Raw genomic sequence first — 20,094 nt, 5'->3', positions numbered from 1 at the left:
TTCCTTGTATGAAAGATCAGCGTACCTGCGTAACTCCTTAAAACCCCAAACCCCCGAAAGAGCCTGAGATCGCAAGGCCAACGCCGCCTACGCTTCCCTTCCTTCAATAATCAAATTGTCAAAGAACAGAGGCTCTAAAACCTCTCAAGCCGTAACCAAAACTCAACAAAAACAACCCACTCGCCGAACCATCAAGCTCGGCCACCTGGACCAATTTTCTGGAATTAAGGTCACAAAACCCTGTCGCCAGCGACGTTGCCGCCGTCGATGAACCGGGTTATACGCACCTCACCCCAACCCGTCAACAACCGTTTTGAATTTTTTTGAAAGAAAATTCGCCCCCCTGCCCGGCCGGTGGATATTAACCATAAAAAGCCCCGGAATTGCTCAACTTCACCCGATTGGGGAATTTCCGAAACCCATCAGCCGCTGTCCGGCGTCCACCACCAGCGTATGTCCGGTCACCTGTTTCGCCCCTGCCAGATAGATCACCGCGTCGACCACATCGTCCGGGCCAAGCCCCGCCCCCAGCGGCGTCAAATTCTGTCGGGAGTCAAAGTTTTCCTGGGTCTGGTCACTCGGTAGGATCAGGCCAGGCGCAATCGCATTCACCCGGATTCCTTTTGGCCCCAGATCGAATGCTGCCAACCGGGTCGCGCCATCGAGCGCGTACTTGCCACAAAAATAGCTGAACCGTTCCGGCGACGCCGACAGCATCTGAGTATCAAGCATGTTCACGATCGCCCCACCCTCCGGAAGCGGGTCCTGATTGGCAAAAGCCTGCATCAGGAACACTGGCGCTGCCGCATTGACGTTCATTAGGAACTGCCATGTGTCGATCGTCAGGTCTGACAAGTTATCGGTGTTGAAAGCCGATGCGGAATTGACCAGCACACTAACCGGTCCTCCCAGCGCTGCGGCGGCCTCGCCGATCAGTTCGCCCGCTGTTTCCGGCCGGCTCAGGTCTTTCTGCAACAGCACGGCCTTGCCACCTTCCGCGACAATCTCGTCGTGAAGATCCTGCGCGCCTTCAGCGGAGGAGTTGTAATGGAGGCCCATGGCATAACCCTGGTCCGCAAGACCTCTGGCAATTGCCTTGCCCAATCGCTTTCCGGCGCCTGTGACCAGGGCGATCCTGTCGTTTGCCATTTGCATTCCTCCAGATGGCTCGAGTTGTCTCTATCCGCCCTTGTGCAAGTCTGGCTGAAAAGGCGGGTCAGGTCTTCAGGCGAAGTCTTGCAGGTTCAGGACCGGCTGCACGCGCGGCACTTCATGGCTGCGCACCAGGTTAGCCCTCGACATGACCGCAAGAGTGGCCGCACTGGTCTGCGCCACCCGCACCTCATCGCGGAACAGATAGACGGCGCCTGTCAACTGCACCGTCACCGGCCAGCCGAGCTCGCGCAAGCGAAAAGACTGAAGAATGCTGTCGGTCTGATACCGGATCCGGTCCGGCCCGTCCGGCAGATGCAGCGCGAAGCCGAAACCGGGATCGACCCACAGCCGCTCGATCCCGGCTTCCGTCGCCAGGCGGATCCGTTCACGGAAAAACGTGAGCTGGTGGTCGAAGATATCTTCGGCCGGAGGCAGGTAATCCTCTGAACGGGCATTCTTGCCCGGCGTGTAACACAGCACGATACCCGCCTGATGTTTGGCAATCGCCTCGTAAAAGGCCGGGTCGTCGACGCGTCCCGTCAGATTGACCACACCTGCACCGGCTTCCAGCAGGGCGACGCCCACTTCCGGATGGTAGGTTTCGACGGAGACGAGTATGCCTTCTTCGGCAAGCGCCTTTACAACAGGGCGCATGCGGTCGATCTGCCGTTCGGCCGCAACGATGTCCGCTGTCTCGCCGGTCGATTCAGCGCCGATATCGACCATCGCCGCCCCCTCCAGCGTCATGCGCCGGCCGCGATAAAGCGCCGCCTCGAAGGTATGACAGACCGTTTCACGATAGGTGCTGTCCGCCGACAGGTTCAAAACGCCCATCTGATAGGTGCGATCTTCGAACCTGCGGCCGAATTTTTCGAATTCAAAGGTTTTGATCGGCGCTTCAAGGGCGTCTCGATATTTGAGCCACAGCGGCAGCAGGCGGTCGGCGGAAATCATGTAAGGCAGGGCTCCCGGTGTCGAACCTCTTGCCCGGCAAAATGCCAGACAGGATCAGGCAGGTTTCTGGGCAGATAGGAAAAAGCGGCAGCAGGACAAGGTTATCGGGACGGCCGGCGGCGCTGAATGCGAATGCCAACGCCGGCCGCTTCTTCGAAGATGTCCGGCTTGGTGACCTTCACACTGACGTCTTCGACCAGTTCATTCGTCAGAACAAACTCCGCAACGGCTTCGGCCCAGTCCTCGACAAGATCGATATGGCCGCCTGAGGATGCTTTCTGCTGGATGAATTCAACCGCGTCGGCATAGGAGACGAAGGCACCTGTTTCGCGCACGATCCTGCGGTAGCCTGCCACTGTCTGCATTTCGATATCGAAGCAGACGGTTTGCGTCCGGTTTTTCTCGCTGTCCAGGATACCGATCTGCGCCGCGACTTTCAGTCCTTCGATGAGGATGACATCGCGTCCGTCCTCGGCAAGGGTATCGCCATTCATTTCCATTCAGGTCTCCGGGCTTGCAGGCATCACCGGCTCCATCGCCTCTGCCGTGAACTGTGTCGGGGCGTGACCCCAGCACAGGGATGTAACCGGATACTGCGTCCGGTCAAGCGCTTCGCCTTGCCCGAAAAACCTATTCCACCGCTGTGCCGAAGGTGTCCAGAACATCCACGGCGCGTATCACTCCGCGCAGCTCCGCCAATCCACGCAGCCGTCCGATTGCCGGATATCCAGGTGTCGACACGCCATTGAGGTCGTTCAAAATGCGGTGTCCATGGTCGGGCCGCATCGGAATGGCCCGGCCCGTCTGGTGTTCCACGCGGCGCAAGGCACGAATGATCGCAACCATGTCGAGATCACCCTCAAGATGCGCGTCCTCGTGAAAGCTGCGCGGATCCTGCTCCCGCTTCGTTGCTCGAAGATGGGCAAAGTGGATCCGTTCGCCCAACGTTGTTACGATTTCGGGAATATCATTACTGGCACTGACACCGAGCGAACCGGAGCAGACGGTAAAGCCGTTTGCAATCGACGGGCTCATGCTCGCGATGCGTTGCAGATCTTCAAGTGAGCCAACAATCCGCGGCAGGCCGAAGAGCGAACGGGGTGGATCGTCTGGATGGATCGCCAGCACGGCGCCTTCTTCCTCGGCGGCGGGCACGACGATTTCAAGAAAGGTCTGAAGGTTCCGGAAAAGCTCTTCCCGGCCGATACCGCGATAACAAGCCAGGCGCTCGCGAAACGTGTCGAGCGTGTAGCTTTCTTCCGAACCGGGCAGCCCCGCAATGATATTTGCGGTCAACCTGCCCCGTTCCTCGCCGGACATTTGCGCGAACCGTTCTTCAGCAAGGGCAAGGTCTGCCGCGTTATAGTCGGCCTCAGCGCCCTCGCGCTGCAGGATGAACAGGTCGAAGGCCGCATAGGCCGCAAATTCGAACCGCAGAGCGGTCGCCCCGTCGTCAAGTTCGTAATCAAGATCCGTCCGGGTCCAGTCCAGAACGGGCATGAAGTTGTAGCAGATCGTCTTGATACCCTGGCGCGCCAGCGCCCGGACCGTTTCCGCCCAGTTTGACGCCTTTTGTTCCCAACCGGGCGCCCCGGTCTTGATATCTTCATGCACCGGGATGCTCTCGGTCACGGTCCATTCCAGACCGGCAGCCTCGATCATGTCGCGGCGGGAAGCGATTGCCTCTTCCGGCCAGAGAGATCCGTTCGGCATGTCATGCAGGGCGGTGACGATGCCGCGTGCGCCTGTCTGGCGGATATCCCTCAAGGAGATAGGGTCCTGCGGACCGAACCAGCGCCAGCTTTCAATCATCGCCTAAAGTCTTTCTTGTTGTTGTCGCTGAAGCGTCTTGCGTTGGGAAAAGGTGTTGGCCCGGCACTGGTGAGAAGGCGGCCCTCAGGGCGCGGCCCGGGCCGGTGTGTAAAGGTAACCATCGAAATCCGGGTCGCCGACATCGGAAAGTTCCAGCAGGGTCAGGCGCACGTTTTCCAGATGCTGCCACATGGCCTGGCGGGCCTTGTCCGAATTGCGATGCCGCAGCGCTTCCAGAATTTCCGCATGATCGTCCAGCCATTTTGACCGATAGCTGAGATCGAAAATGCGGTCGTGCAGCCGCGCCCACATGGAGCTGTTTTCACGCTTGTTCCAAAGATCTTCGACGTGGTCGACCAGAACGCTGTTCTGGGTAGCCTCGGCGATCTGCCGGTGAAACTGCCTGTCAGCGGTATAATCTTCTTCGCCGTTCTCGATTGCCCTTCGCTCCAGGTCGAGCGTCTCGCGCAATTGAATGATGTCGCTCTTGGTAATCGCGGTGGCGGCAAAGCCCGCGATGCTGCTTTCCAGAAGCTGGCGGGCCTGCAGCAATTCAAAGGGTCCGTAGTCGGCCTTGGGAACATAAAGCGAAATCTTTTCACCGGCCGCCACATAACTGCCGGAGCCCTTGCGCACATCCAGATAGCCTTCGATTTCCAGAACGATAAAAGCTTCCCGCACCAGGGACCGGCTGATGCCGAGTTCCACGGAAATCTGCCGCTCGGTCGGAAACTTGTCGCCGGGCCTGTAGCCCTCCTCCTCGATACGCCTTGCGAGAAGTTCGGCGATTTCCTGGTACCGGCGTTTTGCAACATCGCTGGTCATGAGGCCTTCCTTGCACCCTCCCCGGCCGTTGCAATCTCGCGATAATAGTCGGCCAGGATATGGAATGCTTTTTTCTTGGTTTTCTTGTCGGCAGCAATCAGCCCTTTGTGATTATAGCCGTTCTGGAAAATGTTCTGGCGCCGCTCGACACGAAAGTCATACAGGATCCACGGCGACATGCCTTTGATATAATCAAGTTCACGCAGCGTAGCGATCTGCTTTCTGTAGACTTCGGCCATATAGTCTTCGCTGAAGAGGCCTGTCCTGGGGCCCTTTTCGCCGATAACCCCATCGGCGCCGGTCTCCGAGATCACGACCGGGCGATCCGGGTCGGAGTTCTCTCCGATTGCCGCAAGATCGTCGAAATTCTCTTCGTACCAGCCGTAATACTCGTTAAGGCCGATGATATCGATATGCGCGGCCAGCCTGTCCTCGATCCGGTTGCGGGCATGGTTCACCAGACAGGCGGCAGACGTCAGCCGCGTCGGGTCCAGCCGATTGCAGGTTTCCGCCAGGCCTTTCATGAAGGTGAGACGGTCATCGGTGTCCGGGTTTTCGTTCCCGACAGACCAGATGATGACGCTTGCCCGGTTGCGGTCGCGCTTGATCAGCTCCGACAACTGGTTTTCAGCATCCCGGTAGGTCGCCGGATTGGCGAAATCGATGGCCCAGTAGACCGGAATTTCTTCCCAGAGCAAGAAGCCGAGTTCGTCCGCAATCTGTGCGGCCCGCTCATGATGGGGATAATGCGCCAGTCGCAGATAATTGCAGCCGAGCTCGCGCGCATGCTCAAAACGGCGGCGCAGATCTTCTTCACTGGTCACCTTGCCAAGGGTTGCATCATCCTCATGCACGGAAATCCCGCGCAGGAACAAGGGCGCCCCGTTCAAAAGAATATCCGTGCCCTTGCGTTCGATCTGGCGAAAGCCGATCCGGTCGCTCACCCGGTCTTCACCGCAAGTGAGACTGACATCATAGAGGACAGGTGTTTCCGGGCTCCAGAGCTGCGGCCGGGCGGCGATGTCAATCGCGCCCTTGCCCTCGGCATCCAGCGCAATCACCTGTTCGACGCCGAGACCGGGGATGGTCAGGGTGCCGACCTCCGCCTGCGGGCCATCCACTGTCACTTCGACCCTCAGCGTAGAGTAAGTGCCATCCGGCACCAGATAGACAAAGAAATCCTTAATCAGGGTCCTGGGCGTTTCAAAAAAGGAAACCTCCCGGTAGAGCCCGCCATAATTGAACCAGTCGGTATTGCGCATCGGCACGCGGTCGCGTGTCCGGGTGTTGTTGACACAAGCCATGATCCAGTTGCGGCCGGTCTTCAGCTTGTCCGTCAACTCGACACAAAAGGGCGTCGACGCACCGTAGTGGTTGCCCAGGAATTCGCCGTTCAGGAAGATCTTGCAGTCATAGCTTGCTGCACCAAACCGGAGAAACTGTCGCTTGGACGTATCGACGGTCTCAATGTCGAGCGGCCGCGTGTACCAGGCACTGCCTTCGAAGAAATACCATTTCTCCTTCACCATCGCCCAGTTGGAAGGCACAGGCACCGTTTCCCCCATGTAGGGGTCATAGTCCCAGGGCTCCGTGCGATCCGCAGGGGCCTCCGGCAGCATGGCGAACCATTTCTGCCGAAGGCCGGTGTCGAGAAGATCAACGCAGAAAGTCCACTCGCCATTCAGGCTTTCCGATGCCCGCCCGCCCATGAAGATCAAGCCGTCATGATTCAAAGACTGCGTGTTGAAGGGCACGTCGTAGTCTTCGTCATGCAGCGCCTGCAAGGCGTTGTCGGCGAGATGGGAACGTTCGAGCATCAGTCAGGTCTCCGGAGGGACTTTCGGGTGTTGACGGGTGTTACTTCGCTGCTGCCTTGATGCGCTTGATCAAGTCGGCAACGACCGGAGACTTGGCCGCCGCTTCTTCATGCATCGGCAGAACGGCTTCGATGAACGGGCCTTTTTCCACTTCGATGAACTCCACGCCGAGCTCATTCTTGGCCGTCTCGACGGCTTCCGCGCTCATGGTGTCCCACTGGTCGCGATGGAAATCCATGGACTCGCGTGCAGCCGTGCGCATCGCTTCCTTCTGGTCCTCGGTCAGATCGTTCCAGGAGTTGGTGGAGATCATCACGACGGACGGGATCATCGTGTGACCGTCGTCGGAATAGAACTTGGACACTTCACCATGACGGGCGGAGGTCAGGGCGATCGGGTTGTTTTCCGCGCCATCGACCACACCCTGCTGCAAGGCACTGTAAAGCTCGCCCCAGGCAATCGGGGTCGGGTTGGCACCGAGCAGCTCGACCATGCGAATGGCGGACGGGCTCGGCTGAACGCGGATCTTCATGCCCTTCAGGTCGGCCGGGGAATGGATCGGCTTGTTGGCATAGAAGGAGCGTGCGCCTTCGATGTAATAGGCAAGACCGATGAAGCCCTTGTCTTCGGAGGAAGCCAGAATGTCCGCGCCGATGTCGCTTGTCAGGACGTCGTAGTAGTGATCCGCGCTAACGAAGATATAAGGCAGGTTCAACGCGCCGTAGGCTTCGTCGAAGGCTTCCAGCTCGGAAGCGTTGGAGCGCGCCATATCAAGAGAACCGTTTTGCATCAGTTCCATGGATTCGCGCTGCGTGCCGAGCTGGGCATTGGCGTAGATGCGGATTTTCAGATCGCCGTTTGTCAGCTCTTCAACACGGTCAGCCATGAACTGCATCGATTTGTGCAGCGGGTGGTCTTCCGGGTTGTTGTGGTTGAGGCGAAGCGTCTTGGCACTGGCGGCAGAGCTCAGAGCGACGACGCCCGCGGCCAATACGGCCGCCAGCTTGACGAATTTCGACATGGTTTCCTCCCAATTGCAGCTTTAGGCCGCAGAATATGCGTTCCTGAGTGGAACGGATCGGTTGGCCGCGGGACTTGCAGGGCCAGACCGCCGCGGACGCTGAATTGTTCGTCCAATTTTCAAAATCAGTCAACCTTTTTCGAGAAATTGGTTGACCAATTTAATTTCCTGACGCATGTCTTAAGATGTCGGAGCCCACGCCGCGCCTGTTGCCGCGGTAGAAACGGGCCCTGCGCGGGAGGAATATCGTGACAGTCATTACCAAAGGCGTGGACATGCTCCTGCGCCTTGTCATTACCATCGCCTTCGCCGTTTTGGTCGCCTGCGTCGTCTGGCAGGTCTTCTCACGCTACGTGCTGCAAAGCCCAAGCACGGTGACCGACGAAATGGCCCGCTTCCTGTTCATCTGGGTTGCCCTGCTGGGCGGGGCCTACACCTTCGGCCAGCGCCGTCACCTTGCCATCGACCTCTTACCCGTCATCACCACCGGTGTTCTGCGCCTTCTGGTCAATTGCGGCATCATTGCCGCCATCGCGGTCTTTGCCGGGGTGGTCATGGTGTACGGCGGTCTCGATCTGGTCAGCCGCACGCTGGAAACCCAGCAGGTTTCACCGGCACTGCGCCTGCCCATGGGCCTTGTCTATGTCGCGATCCCCTTCTCGGGTGGCTGCATTCTCTACTACTGCCTGACCTTTCTGGGCGACCTGTTTCGCACCGGCCGCGGCCCGAACGATCAAGGCGACGCCGCCAGCATCGGCGGCCCTTTGGACTGACACCTGACCGGGAACGAGAAATCTCATGGATATCCAATCTGTCCTCGTCCTGTTCGGGACGTTCGCCTTTCTGATGATCCTTGGCGTGCCGATTGCCTTCGCCATCGGTCTTGCCGCCTTTGCCACCTTCCTTCTGTTCATGTCGTTCGACCAGTCGGTCTATATCGTCGCGCAGCAGGTTGCCTCGGGCCTCGACAGCTTCACCCTGCTGGCGATCCCGTTCTTCATCCTGGCAGGTAACATCATGAACCGGGGCGGCATTGCCCTGCGGCTGATCGAATTCGCCAAGGTGCTGGCCGGCCGCCTGCCCGGCTCGCTGGCGCATTGCAATGTCATCGCCAACATGATGTTCGGCTCCATCTCGGGCTCTGCCGTTGCCTCCGCCGCCGCCGTCGGCGGCGTCATGTCTCCGCTGCAGAAAAAGGAAGGCTACGACCCTGCCTTCAGCGCCGCGGTCAACATTGCATCCTGCCCCACAGGTCTGCTGATCCCGCCAAGCGCCACCTTCATCGTCTATTCGCTGATCACCAACGGCACATCCATCGCCGCGCTCTTCGTTGCCGGGTACATTCCCGGCATCCTGATGGGGCTCAGCCTGATGGTCGTGGCCGGCATCATCGCCAAGCGTCGGGGCTATCCGGTCGCCGAACGGCCAAGCGGCAAGGAGGTGATCGCCAAGACGCTGGATGCCATGCTGCCACTCGGCCTGATCGTGATCGTCATGGGCGGGATCATCGGCGGCATCTTCACCGCAACCGAAGCCTCCGCCGTTGCCGTGGTCTATACGCTCTTCCTGGGTGTGATCTGGTACCGGGAAATTTCACTGCGGGAACTGCCGCGCATCATCCTGGAAAGCGCGATCACGACATCAATCGTGCTGCTGATGATCGGCTGTTCCATCGCCATGTCCAAGGCAATGGCCTTTGCGGATATTCCCTATTCGATCTCCGACACGCTGTTGAGCCTGTCCGATAATCCGCTGGTGCTGCTGCTGATCATCAATCTGGCACTGCTTGTGGTCGGCACCTTCATGGACATGACCCCGGCGCTGCTGATCTTCACACCGATCTTCCTGCCCGTTGTAACGGATCTCGGCATGGACCCGGTGCATTTCGGCGTCGTCATGACCTTCAACCTGTGCATCGGCATCTGCACACCGCCGGTCGGGTCGGCCCTGTTTGTCGGCTGCTCGGTGGGGGGTGTGAAGATCGGCCAGGTGCTCAAACCCATGCTGGGCTTCTACGTGGTGCTGGTCGCGCTTCTGCTTCTGGTCACTTACGTGCCTGCCCTCAGCCTGTTCCTGCCACGCCTTCTCCTCGGCTACTAGGATCTGTCATGAAAGCCCTCAAGAACTGGCGATACCTGGAGCGCTCCAGCGCCGGGATCGCACTCGACGTCGAGAACCGGCACCGCCTGACGGTGACGGTTCTCGAGCAGACCCTCATTCGCGTCACCCTGTTGAAGGACGGCGCCTACCGGCTCGACCGGACATGGGCCATCGCACCGCAAGGCGACGTTCCGTTCGAGGGCCGCTCACGCGACGACCTGACCGGCTTTTCCTGCCCGGACTTCCATCTGGAGGAACAGGACGGCAGGCTGGTACTGGAAACGGACACCCTGCGTCTGACAATCGACACGCCGCTGGCCTTCACCTGGGAGAGCCGACCCGCTGCCGGAGCCCCCTGGCAGGAGATCGCCCGGGACCGGCCGCAGGACGCCTACATGATCGGGCGGCGTGACCAGCGCAACCACCATTTCATGCGGCGGACCCCGGACGAGCGTTACTACGGCCTTGGCGAAAAATCCGGCAGTCTAGAACGCAACGGCAGACGGTTCGAGATGCGCAATCTCGATGCCATGGGCTACGACGCACGCTCGACCGACCCGCTTTACAAGCACATCCCCTTTACCATCACCGACAAGGGGCCGCTCGGTGCGGTCGGTCTTTACTACGACACGCTGGCCCCCTGCTGGTTCGATCTCGGCAACGAGAAGGACAACTACCACCTGCCCTTCCGCGCCTTCCGCGCGGCCGATGGCGACCTCGACTATTATTTCAGCTGGGGCCCAAGCATTCTGGACGTCGTCAAGCAGCACCACCGGCTGACTGGCGGCACCGCCTTCATGCCGCGCTGGGGGCTCGGCTACTCCGGCTCGACCATGGCCTATACGGATTCCGAAAACGCACAGGAACGGCTGATGGAGTTCCTCGGCAAGCTGTCGGAAGAAGACATGCCCTGCGACAGTTTCCAGATGTCTTCCGGCTATACCGCCATCAAGGGCAAGCGCTACGTTTTCCATTGGAACACCGACCGCTTTCCCGATGTCGAGACCATGACCCGGGCCTATGCCGAGGCCGGTATCAACCTCATCGCCAACATCAAGCCCGTGCTTCTGGACGACCACCCGCTGTTCGGGGAAGTCGAGGAAGCAGGTCTGTTCATTCGCGACAGCGAAACCGGGGCGCCCGAGCAATCGCCATTCTGGGACGGTTACGGCTCCCACCTCGATTTCACCAACGCGGACACTGTCGCCTGGTGGCAGCAAAACCTGAAGGACAAGCTCTTTTCCAAAGGCATTGCCTGCACGTGGAACGACAACAACGAATATGAAGTGTGGGACGACGAGGCCGTCTGCGCCGGTTTCGGCAAGCCGATCCCGGTCAACCTGATCCGGCCTCTGCACAGCCAGTTGATGACGCGCGCGTCCTATGAAGCCCAGGTCGCCGATCAGCCCAAAAAACGGCCCTATCTGATTTCCCGCTGCGCCTGCCCCGGCACCCAGCGCTATGCCCAAACCTGGACAGGCGACAATTACACAAGCTGGAAGACGCTGCGCTGGAACATTCCCATGGGCCTCGGCCTCAGCCTCTCCGGCTTCTACAACATCGGCCACGATGTCGGCGGCTTTGCAGGCCCGCGTCCGGAACCGGAACTGTTCCTGCGCTGGGTGCAGAACGGCATCTTCCATCCACGCTTCACCATCCATTCCTGGAACGACGACGGCACGGCCAACGAAGCGTGGATGTATCCGGAGATCACGCCGCTCGTGCGCGACGCGCTGAAAGTCCGGGCGCAGCTCATCCCTTATCTTTACAGCCTCCTGCACCGTGCCGTGACCGAGGGCGAGCCGATGCTGCGGCCTCTGTTTCTGGATCATCCGAACGATCCCGCCTGCCGGGAAGCCGAATTCGACTTCCTGTTGGGCCGGGACCTTCTGGTGGCAACGGTGGTCGAGGAAGGCGCTACCTCCCGGCGGGTCACACTGCCCGCCAACAAAGAAGGCTGGTGGGCCTTTGACGGCAGCACCTGGTACGAAGGTGGTCAGGTCATTGAGGTGCCCGTTGCTCTCGACACCATTCCGCTGTTCGTCCGGGGCGGCACGGTTCTGCCAATGGCCGCCGCAAACCTCAGGACGACACCGTCTTCCGACACATCGCGGGTCTGGTGCATCTATCCGCAGCCCAAAGGGGCACCGGGCCGGAACGCGCAGTTTTACGACGATGACGGCGACACGGTGGAGGGGCTGGACGGGAAAAGCTGTCTGACCCGGCTTTGCCTCTCCCGGACGGCAGATGCGGTGCGGCTGGATTGGCAAACCTCCGGCAACTGGCAACCTGCCTTCGACACGGTCACTCTTTGGCTGGCCGGCACTGGCGCGTTGACCGTCAACGGAACCGAACGCAAAGCCGGTGACAATATCGACTTCAAAGTGAACCCATCATGACCAGCACCAAGCACTCGATTGAAACAGTCGACTACGATCGGACAAAACTGCGCGTTCGCCTGCTGCACATCGGCTTCGGCGCCTTTGCCAAGGCGCATGTTCTGGTGTTTCACGATGAGATGCTGCGCCGGACCAAAAGCGACTGGGGCGTTGCGGTTAGCCGGCTCAATTCCGGCGTGGTTGACCTGACGCGCCTCGACGAAGCCGACTGGGTCTTCACCGTTGGCGAAATGTCCGGCAATGATCTCTCCCTGCGCCAGGTCGGTGCCATCTGCGCGACGGTCCACCCAAAGCGCGACGGTATCGAGGCCCTGCCGGACCGGATCGCCGATCCGGACCTTGCCGTGATCACGCTGACGATCACCGAGAAGGGCTATTGCCTGAAGGACGGCAAGCTGGACGAAGACAACGCCGACATCCGGCAGGATCTTGCAACGCCAGAAACCCCTTCCACCGCCATCGGCGTGCTGGTGGAAGGACTCAGGCGGCGGCAGGCAGCCGGTCTCGCCGGCTTGACGATCCTGTCGTGCGACAACCTTCCCGCCAACGGCGAGCTGTGCCGCCGTGCGGTTCTGGATTTCGCGGTGCGGCTGAGCCCTGCCCTGGCGGCCTGGATCAAGGACAATTGCACCTTTCCCTGTTCCATGGTGGATCGCATCACCCCGGCAATGACGGACAATTCCTCCGAGACCCTGGAGGACGCCCTTGGCCACAAGGACCGGAACGGCATCCTGTGCGAGACGTTCCGCCAATGGGTGATCGAGGACCGGTTTGCGGGCCCGCGACCGGACTGGCATCTGGCCGGCGCCGAATTCGTTGACGATGTCGCCCCGTTCGAAGAGATGAAACTCCGGATGCTGAACGGCAGCCACTCGTTTCTCGCCTACCTTGGCGCGCTGGCGGGCAAGGAAACAATTGCCGACTGCATGGCCGATCCCGTTTTCCGGCAAGCTGCCCTGGATCTCATGCTGAGCGAACAGGCCCCGACGCTGACTGTCCCGGACGGTGTCGACATCAAGGCTTATGCCGATGCCCTGATCGCGCGGTTCGAGAACAGCGCCCTTCACCACAAGACCACCCAGATCGCCTCCGACGGAAGCCAGAAACTGCCGCAAAGACTGCTGGCGCCGATCCGGCAACATCTGAAGGACGGCAGTCCCTGGACACTTTCCGCACTCGCGGTTGCCGGGTGGATGCTCTATTGCCGCGGTGTTTCGAAAACTGGCTCTGCACTGCCGCTGAACGACCCCATGTCCGGCAGGATCGAAGCCATCGCCCAGGAAGCTAACGGCCTCGAATACGTCGACAAGATGCTGTCGCTTTCGGAAATTTTCGGCGATGACCTGCCGCAGTCAGAGCCGTTTACCAGCGCACTCAAGTCCGCCTACCAAAGGCTGCAATCGACCGATGTCGCGTCGGCTCTGAAAGGCTAGATACCCGGAGAAAACTCAGGCAGACGGTTCGAAAACCGGGCCGCCTGTCTTTGACAAGTTTAAGGTTTGTGTGGTTTGGAGGGTTTCAGGCCCGAAAGCTCCCTGCAGTGTTGGGGGGCCAACCGTGATTGCGGGCGACCTATCGGATATACGCATTTGGCAAAGTGCCATCCAGTGCCTCGGCGATGGACAGAAAGGACGCGGCCTTGGCTTTATACCTCATCTTGTTCGTCAGACTGTAAGCCTGTTTCAACGTGGCATGCGCATCGTCGACTAAGCCCAGCTGAACCTGTTTTGCACCTATGCCGCACAAGCGAAAAACATCGTAGCCAGTTCGGCTTTGTGTCCATTCGAAATCCCTGATCGTGCGATGGCCTAAAGCCCATTCATGCAGCTCATTTAGCAACCTGCGCGCTTCTGAAGTCGACGTTTTGCCTGCAACGGCAAAGACACCTCTTGCCCTGACAACCCAGGTATTTGCGCTTTCAGCAACTTGTTCAGCGCGTTCGAATTGTCCGGCTTCAATGTCTTTTTCGATAAGAGGCAACATCAGATCATCGGTAACACGGTACCAGCGCTCATTTGCATCGAGCGCAATGATCGCCTGATGCATTTCCTCGTCGAATCCAGCATCGAGCAAAGGCTTCACTTCGGACAACAGAGATCGCTCAAATGTCTTCTCTGTGCGAAGGATCCTGTAGATGACTTCCCGGTCGGATTGCGTGGCCTCACGAGATCCGGCCAGAACCTTGTTAACGTGAAATGCCATGCGGGCCTTTAACCCCTTGGCACTTTGATCCAAAAGAAGTTGTTCAGCCTGCCCAAAGGCGCCACGCCCTTTATCAGCGATGCCAGACCAAACGAGAAAGCGCCCTGCAACGGCCAGACGCCGAACTTTGTCATCATTGGGAGGCCCTGTTGTCTGCTTTGCCGCGTCAAGAGATCTCAATGCCATAAGCTGAGCAGATTTCCTGTTGCCAAGCTTTAGCAGCAAATCTGCGGCCTCTATGAAGACTTCGAACTCTGTATCTGTTGCGTCGCTGAGGTCGGGAAGCAATCCCATCGTTCGTTTTGAGGCGGTGACTTCCCCTGCTTCCAGCTGGCCACGCGCTATAGCGAGATAAGCCTTATCAGCACGGGGCAAAAAATAGGGATCATCCAGTGCCAGAGCTTTCAGCGACTGCGCCACCCTGAGCGCCCCAACAAATTCCTTCCTGAAAACGAGCCCCACCAGGATTTCGCTCAGAACAGCCGCTTTATGATAATCGCTGGTAAGGCTGTCAGCTATTTTCAGAGCCTGCTCATGATTGCCGTGATCAAGCAGGTGCTTCACTATGATCAGATGAGCTTCCAGCCGCTCATTCCAAACATCGCCAAGGCTTCCAGCAGCCTGTAACGCGAGCTCGATTTCTCCCTGCTCAAGTTGAGCGAGTAGCATTTGTTTTATGAAGGTTCCCCTCGGCGAGGCGAACTCAAAGATCGTATTCTCATGGTATTCAAGAAATAGCTTTTCGGCTTCAGCCCATTGTCCGGCATCAAGCAGTGTTTCCACCGTTGGCGGGCTCATATCCCTGAGTTGCGCGGAGCGAATTTCGTCGTCTGCATAAATTCGCCAAAGGAACGCCTTGAACAGGTTGCTCGAACCGGTACGCCGGTCTTCCTCATAAGCTTGGCCCAGTGCCAAAGTGTGCAGACAGTCTTTCGAGAGCGCTTCCTCACATTGAAATCTGGCATCTTCAACCTCCTGAGCGGAAGGAGGATAAAAGTCCTTGGCTTGAGCATGTCCGAAAAACAGACCGAGTGAGATGGCAAAAAATAGTATCTTAACAAGTGGCATATTGCTTTCTCGGAGGAGACGGCACACCAACGGCTACTGCTTCAATCGAGCCAATTTGAGGCCACCCTCCCCGAACTGAATTTTCGGCAAACTCTCCGATCAATGTTGGTACTCACCCTTCACCAATCTCCAGCCATCACGCACCCCATGTGTCGCTGAGCTTGTAGCCGCCCGGCCAGGGGTCGCTTGGGTCGAGCATGTGTTGGTGAATGCCGGTGATCCAGCCGCGGCCGGAAATTTCCGGAACAATTCCGGGCCGGTCTCCCGCCATCTGTTCCGATACGATCCGGCCAGTGAAGGTAGAGCCGATGATGGAAACGGCTTCGAACGTGTCGCCGATTTTCATCTGGCCTCTGGCCGCCATCAGCGCCATGCGGGCGGAAACAGCCGTGCCCGTGGGCGAGCGGTCGACCTTGCCCGGCTGGATGGCAACCGCGGACCGGCCGGTGAGGCCGGTTGGGGTGTTGGACAGAGGGCCGCAAAAGGCACAGAAGGAGATGTGGTTCCAGTCGGCGTTTTCCGGGTGGGAAAAGCCGAGCTGTTCGTTGGCCGCGTTGGTGATGCGCACCCCCAGGCGGGCAATGTCCTTGGCTTCGTCTTCAACAATCCCGAACCCAAGCGCCTCCGCATCGACAACCACGAAACTGTCACCACCATAGGCCGTATCGACCGTCAGCGTGCCGAGGCCTTCGACCTCCAGCGGCACCGACAGCTTGTCGGCGAAGCTGGTGACATTCTGGACAAAGATGCGCTCCGCCTTGCCATTCCGGCATTCGGCCCTCACCCGCACAAGCCCGCCGGGCGCTTCCAGAACCAGTTCCGTGATCGGCTCGCGCATCGGCACAATGCCGCCGTCGAGCAGCACGGTGGAGACGCAGATGGAGTTGGAACCGGACATCGGCGGCGTATCTTCCGGTTCCATGATGATGAAAGCGGCATCCGCCTCCGGATGCCTGGGCGGCACAAGCAGGTTCACATGGCGGAAGACGCCGCCGCGCGGTTCGTTCAGAACAAAATTGCGCAAGGTCTGGTCTCTCGCAATGAAGCTGCGTTGCTCCCAGAGCGTTTCGCCCGGCGGTGGCGCGACACCACCGACGATCACGTCGCCGACCTCGCCTTCCGCGTGGCAGGAAATCACATGGATGGTCTTGCTGCTGCGCATGGGTCTGCCTTTGGCTGAGCCGGCTCAGGAATAGCGGGCAACGGGTTCGCCAAGAGTATCGAAAATCGGCGCGATGCCGAGACCCGGCAGGTCGGAGGCGGTCATGCGGCCGTTGACGCGCTTCGGCGCACCTTCCGCGATATCGACGGTGCCGTAGCTGTTGAAGTCCGTTGCCGAGAAGGTGAATTCCGACGGGGTCGAGCGGGCCAGATGGGCAATCGCCGCCGTGACGATGTCTCCACCCCAGGTATCCTCGATGGTCATCGGAATGCCGTGGGCAATGCAGAGATCGCGCATGAGCTTGGCCTTGGTGAGACCACCGACCTTGGAGATCTTCAGGTTGATGCAGTCCATCGCGTCTTCTGCAATGCCGCGCACCAGCGTGTTGGGCCCGTCGATCACCTCGTCCAGAATGAAGGGCAAGGCCGTCCGTCGGCGGATGGAAACGCTTTCCTCATAAGTGAGGCAAGGTTGCTCGATGTAGACATCGAGCGACGACACCGCCCCGACAACGCGCGCTGCCTCGTGCCGGGTCCAGCCGGTGTTGGCATCGGCCACCAGGAGATCCGATTTCTTCAAGACGGCGCGGGTGGCGTGGATGCGGTCGATATCGTCATTGGCATCGCCGCCAACCTTCAGCTGGAACTTGGTGTAGCCTTCCGCGGCATAACCTTCGATCTTCTTCGCCATGATCTCGGGGGCTTCCTGGCTGATCGCCCGGTAAAGCACAACGTCGTCCTGCGCCGCGCCGCCAAGCAGAGTGTAGAGCGGCTGACCCGTCGCCTTGCCGAGCAGGTCCCAGCAAGCGATATCGATCGGCGCCTTGGCATAGGGATGACCGCGCAGGGCAGCATCCATCACCCGGTTTATCTCGCCGATATTGAGCGGGTCCTTGCCAATCAGGTGGGGCGCCAGTTCCTGCAGCCCCGACCGCACGCCAAGCGCGTAGCTCGGCAGATAGGCCGAGCCGAGCGGGCAGCACTCCGCGTAGCCCTTGAGGCCTTCGTCGGTTTCGATCTCGACAACGGTGCTGTCGAACACCTCCACGAAATTGCCGTTGGACCAGCTATAGCGCCCTTCTTTCAGCGGAAGATCGACCTGAAAGACGTTGATGGCCGTAATTTTCATGAAGTTCCTCCTTTAGAGGGCACAGACGCGGCGGTTAGATCAAGCGCCCAAAATTTCGTGTTTTCTCAAACATAGCCTGCGGGGAAGGGCGACATGCCCGCAGGCCATTTGCTGCCCGCTGTCCCTAAAGGCGGATCCCCGAACGGTAAGGATCCGCCGGATTGAATATCAGCGTGGCATCGGACGTGACGAAGGCCTGCCCGGTGATGGTGGGGATGACACCGCCGTCAGGACCGGGCTGGTAGCTGATCTTGTAGGTGCTGCCGATGACGCTTTCCTGCCCGTAGTCCTGGCCCGGGGCCAGTGCACCATCGGCGGCAAGGCAGGCAAGCTTGGCCGAACAGCCGGTGCCGCAGGGCGAGCGGTCATAAGCACCGCCCGGACACAGAACGAAGTTGCGGCTTTGGGCGGCCGGGTCTTCTGCCGGTCCGAAGAGTTCGATATGATCGATCCAGGCACCCTCCTTGCCGGTCACACCGGCCTTTTCCAGCGCAGTTCGGATTTTCAGGGTCAGATCCGTCAGAGGACGGATGTTCGAGCCCGTCAGGGCAATCGGGCTGTTCTTGACCAGGAAGAACCAGTTGCCTCCCCAGGCGACGTCGCCCGTGACCGGCCCCACCCCTTCAACCTCGACCGTGACATCCTTCGCCAGCCGGTAACTCTCGACGTTGACCACGGATACCGTGTTGGCGTCGATCAGGTCGATCTCGACCACGCCGACCGGCGTTTCAAACTTATGCCGTCCAGGACCGATCCGCCCGAGATGAGCCAGCGTCACGCCAAGGCCGATTGTGGCGTGGCCGCACATGCCGAGGTTCTGCAGGTTGTTGAAGTAGATCACGCCGGCGGCACACGCCGGGTCGGACGGCGGCACCAGCAGAGCCCCGATAATGGCATCGTGACCACGCGGTTCCAGAACGACGGAGGCACAGAAATCGAGGTTCTCCGCTTCCAGCCGGGCAGCCCGCTCCGCCAGCGTCCCGGATCCAAGATCCGGGCCACCGTCAAGCACGACACGGGTCGGCTCACCTGCAGTATGGCTGTCGATTACGCGCATTCGGCAATCACGCCCCCTTTCGTGCTCCAGTCGGCGTACCAGGTCTTGAACAGCTTGTACTGTGCTTCGGCATAATTGCGCTGCGCATCACTGAGGGCATCCGTCTCGTTGAAGTGCAGCCGGTATTCGTCTTCACCGTTCAGCACCATCAGGTGCTTATAGTAGAGCACAAGGTCCGGACCTTCATCGAAGCTGGAGAGAACGGCCAGAGCTTCTTCCAGTTCCTGCGCCCGCAAACGCGCTTCCGCGTGCCCTTCGGCAGCCTTTTCGCAAAGCGCCACGAGATGCAGAACTTCCTTCGGAAGGGCATTTCCAATGCCGGTGATCGCACCTGTGGCACCGCAATTGACGAAGCCATGGTAGACAGCGGTGTCGACACCGACCATCAGCGTCACCTGATCGTCCTGTGAGGTGATGTTTTCAGCCGCATAGCGCAGATCTGCCAGACCGCCGAACTCCTTGAAACCGACCAGGTTCGAGAATTCGCCGCGCAGATCGAAGAAGAGATCCGCGCGGGTGGCAAAGCCATAGTAGGGGCTGTTGTAGATCACTGCGGGCAGGCTCGGGGCCGCTTTCAGAATAGCGCTGAAGTGGTGGCGCTGCGCGGAAATGGAACTTCCGCGGGACAAAACGCGCGGGATAAGCATCAGGCCACGCGCCCCGACCTTTGCCGCATGGACGGCGTGGGCAACGGCGGATCTGGTGTTGACGGCGCCAGTTCCAACGACAACCGGAACGCCGGCCTTCACCAGGCGCTCAACGCCTTCCATGCGCTGTTCGTCCGTCAGGAGCGGCCAGTCGCCCATGGAGCCGCAATAGACAACGGCGGACATGCCGGCCTCTATCAACTCCTTGCCCTTCTTCACGAGAGAATCGAAATCCGGCAACCGGTCGGCCCTGCACGGGGTCATCAGCGCGGGCATGCATCCGGAAAAGACATTGGACGTCATCATTCACTCCTGAATAGGCCAGACCTGACGGCGAATTCCCGCACCAGAGGTCTGGCGGTAAGATCTAGTTGCGCCGTGCCGGCGCATGTTGGCAAGAAATTTTCGGCTGTTCCCTGTTTCCCGCTTCAGGTTGACCGAAGACCGAAGCCGGTAGCCGATCCAGTTTGGCTACCTTGATTTGATGTCCCCCTGACGTCCATCGCCCCCCCCAACGCATCCTTGACGGGCAGCACGACACTCTTTTCGGTGTCAGGGCCATTCCCGCCCCTGAAACGCACCAAGGCAACTCTCAACACCGCAGACCTTGAACATCGGCCGTCTTTTTCAGTTTGCGGAATGGCACCTCTTCGGAAGACCTGGCGCGCCATGCCACGCACCGGCGAGAAACAGGATCGCGAACCGTTTCCTTTGCTTGCGATCAACGACATCACTCATTGATAGGTC

Annotated in this window: 16 protein-coding genes; 4 read left to right on the top strand and 12 right to left on the bottom strand. The window is 59.5% G+C overall.

Annotation, left to right across the window (positions count from 1 at the left end; genetic code table 11):
- Nucleotides 1-393: 393 nt before the first annotated feature.
- From FMN63_RS06655 to FMN63_RS06625, 7 genes are all read right to left on the bottom strand, one after another.
- A complete protein-coding gene (locus FMN63_RS06655) occupies nt 394-1,149 on the bottom strand; it encodes an SDR family oxidoreductase (RefSeq protein WP_148583180.1) in 756 nt (251 codons plus the stop codon).
- 75 nt (nt 1,150-1,224) lie between these two features.
- A complete protein-coding gene (locus tag FMN63_RS06650; RefSeq protein WP_148583179.1) occupies nt 1,225-2,109 on the bottom strand; it encodes a dihydropteroate synthase in 885 nt (294 codons plus the stop codon).
- 101 nt (nt 2,110-2,210) lie between these two features.
- On the bottom strand, nt 2,211-2,609 hold the full coding sequence (locus tag FMN63_RS06645; RefSeq protein WP_148583178.1) for a dihydroneopterin aldolase: 399 nt from the start codon (nt 2,607-2,609) through the stop codon (nt 2,211-2,213).
- Nucleotides 2,610-2,739: 130 nt separating this feature from the next.
- A complete protein-coding gene (uxuA, locus tag FMN63_RS06640; protein WP_148583177.1) occupies nt 2,740-3,921 on the bottom strand; it encodes a mannonate dehydratase in 1,182 nt (393 codons plus the stop codon).
- Nucleotides 3,922-4,005: 84 nt separating this feature from the next.
- Nucleotides 4,006-4,746, bottom strand: coding sequence for an FCD domain-containing protein (locus tag FMN63_RS06635; RefSeq protein ID WP_148583176.1), 741 nt, complete (start codon nt 4,744-4,746; stop codon nt 4,006-4,008).
- Nucleotides 4,743-6,563 carry a glycoside hydrolase family 2 protein gene (locus tag FMN63_RS06630; protein ID WP_148583175.1) on the bottom strand — a complete coding sequence of 607 codons (1,821 nt, stop codon included), beginning with the start codon at nt 6,561-6,563 and terminating at the stop codon, nt 4,743-4,745. The genes FMN63_RS06635 and FMN63_RS06630 overlap by 4 nt, the downstream gene beginning before the upstream one ends.
- A 40-nt stretch (nt 6,564-6,603) precedes the next feature.
- Entirely contained in the window at nt 6,604-7,584 is a 981-nt protein-coding gene (locus FMN63_RS06625) for a TRAP transporter substrate-binding protein (protein WP_148583174.1), read from the bottom strand.
- A gap of 248 nt (nt 7,585-7,832) precedes the next feature.
- Here FMN63_RS06625 and FMN63_RS06620 point away from each other — a divergent pair, with 248 nt between their 5' ends.
- From FMN63_RS06620 to FMN63_RS06605, 4 genes are read left to right on the top strand one after another with little or no spacing between them, the layout of a single operon-like run.
- Nucleotides 7,833-8,357: a TRAP transporter small permease gene (locus FMN63_RS06620; protein WP_148583173.1), complete on the top strand. Its 525-nt coding sequence runs from the start codon at nt 7,833-7,835 to the stop codon at nt 8,355-8,357.
- A gap of 25 nt (nt 8,358-8,382) precedes the next feature.
- Nucleotides 8,383-9,684, top strand: a complete 1,302-nt coding sequence (locus FMN63_RS06615; RefSeq protein WP_148583172.1) for a TRAP transporter large permease — start codon at nt 8,383-8,385, stop codon at nt 9,682-9,684.
- A gap of 8 nt (nt 9,685-9,692) precedes the next feature.
- Nucleotides 9,693-12,083 (top strand): glycoside hydrolase family 31 protein, encoded by a 2,391-nt coding sequence (locus FMN63_RS06610; protein ID WP_148583171.1) that lies wholly within the window; start codon nt 9,693-9,695, stop codon nt 12,081-12,083.
- Nucleotides 12,080-13,516, top strand: a complete 1,437-nt coding sequence (locus tag FMN63_RS06605; RefSeq protein WP_148583170.1) for a mannitol dehydrogenase family protein — start codon at nt 12,080-12,082, stop codon at nt 13,514-13,516. Before FMN63_RS06610 ends, FMN63_RS06605 begins: the two co-directional genes overlap by 4 nt.
- Before the next feature lie 139 nt (nt 13,517-13,655).
- On the opposite strand, the gene FMN63_RS06600 is transcribed toward FMN63_RS06605, so the two are convergent.
- The 5 genes from FMN63_RS06600 to FMN63_RS06580 form a co-directional block, all read right to left on the bottom strand.
- The gene (locus FMN63_RS06600; protein ID WP_148583169.1) at nt 13,656-15,353 is read right to left on the bottom strand and encodes a tetratricopeptide repeat protein; all 1,698 of its coding nucleotides are present in this window, start codon (nt 15,351-15,353) and stop codon (nt 13,656-13,658) included.
- A 136-nt stretch (nt 15,354-15,489) separates the two neighbouring features.
- The gene (locus FMN63_RS06595) at nt 15,490-16,515 is read right to left on the bottom strand and encodes a trans-3-hydroxy-L-proline dehydratase (protein WP_148583168.1); all 1,026 of its coding nucleotides are present in this window, start codon (nt 16,513-16,515) and stop codon (nt 15,490-15,492) included.
- A 24-nt stretch (nt 16,516-16,539) separates the two neighbouring features.
- On the bottom strand, nt 16,540-17,643 hold the full coding sequence (locus FMN63_RS06590; RefSeq protein ID WP_148583167.1) for a cis-3-hydroxy-L-proline dehydratase: 1,104 nt from the start codon (nt 17,641-17,643) through the stop codon (nt 16,540-16,542).
- Between the two features lie 124 nt (nt 17,644-17,767).
- Nucleotides 17,768-18,700: a 4-hydroxyproline epimerase gene (locus FMN63_RS06585; RefSeq protein ID WP_148583166.1), complete on the bottom strand. Its 933-nt coding sequence runs from the start codon at nt 18,698-18,700 to the stop codon at nt 17,768-17,770.
- A complete protein-coding gene (locus FMN63_RS06580; protein ID WP_148583165.1) occupies nt 18,691-19,650 on the bottom strand; it encodes a dihydrodipicolinate synthase family protein in 960 nt (319 codons plus the stop codon). The genes FMN63_RS06585 and FMN63_RS06580 overlap by 10 nt, the downstream gene beginning before the upstream one ends.
- Between the last annotated feature and the right edge of the window lie 444 nt (nt 19,651-20,094).

It is taken from the genome of Stappia sp. BW2, from assembly GCF_008107695.1.
Taxonomy (GTDB): Bacteria; Pseudomonadota; Alphaproteobacteria; order Rhizobiales; family Stappiaceae; genus Roseibium.
This window is presented reverse-complemented; position numbering and strand designations above follow the sequence as displayed.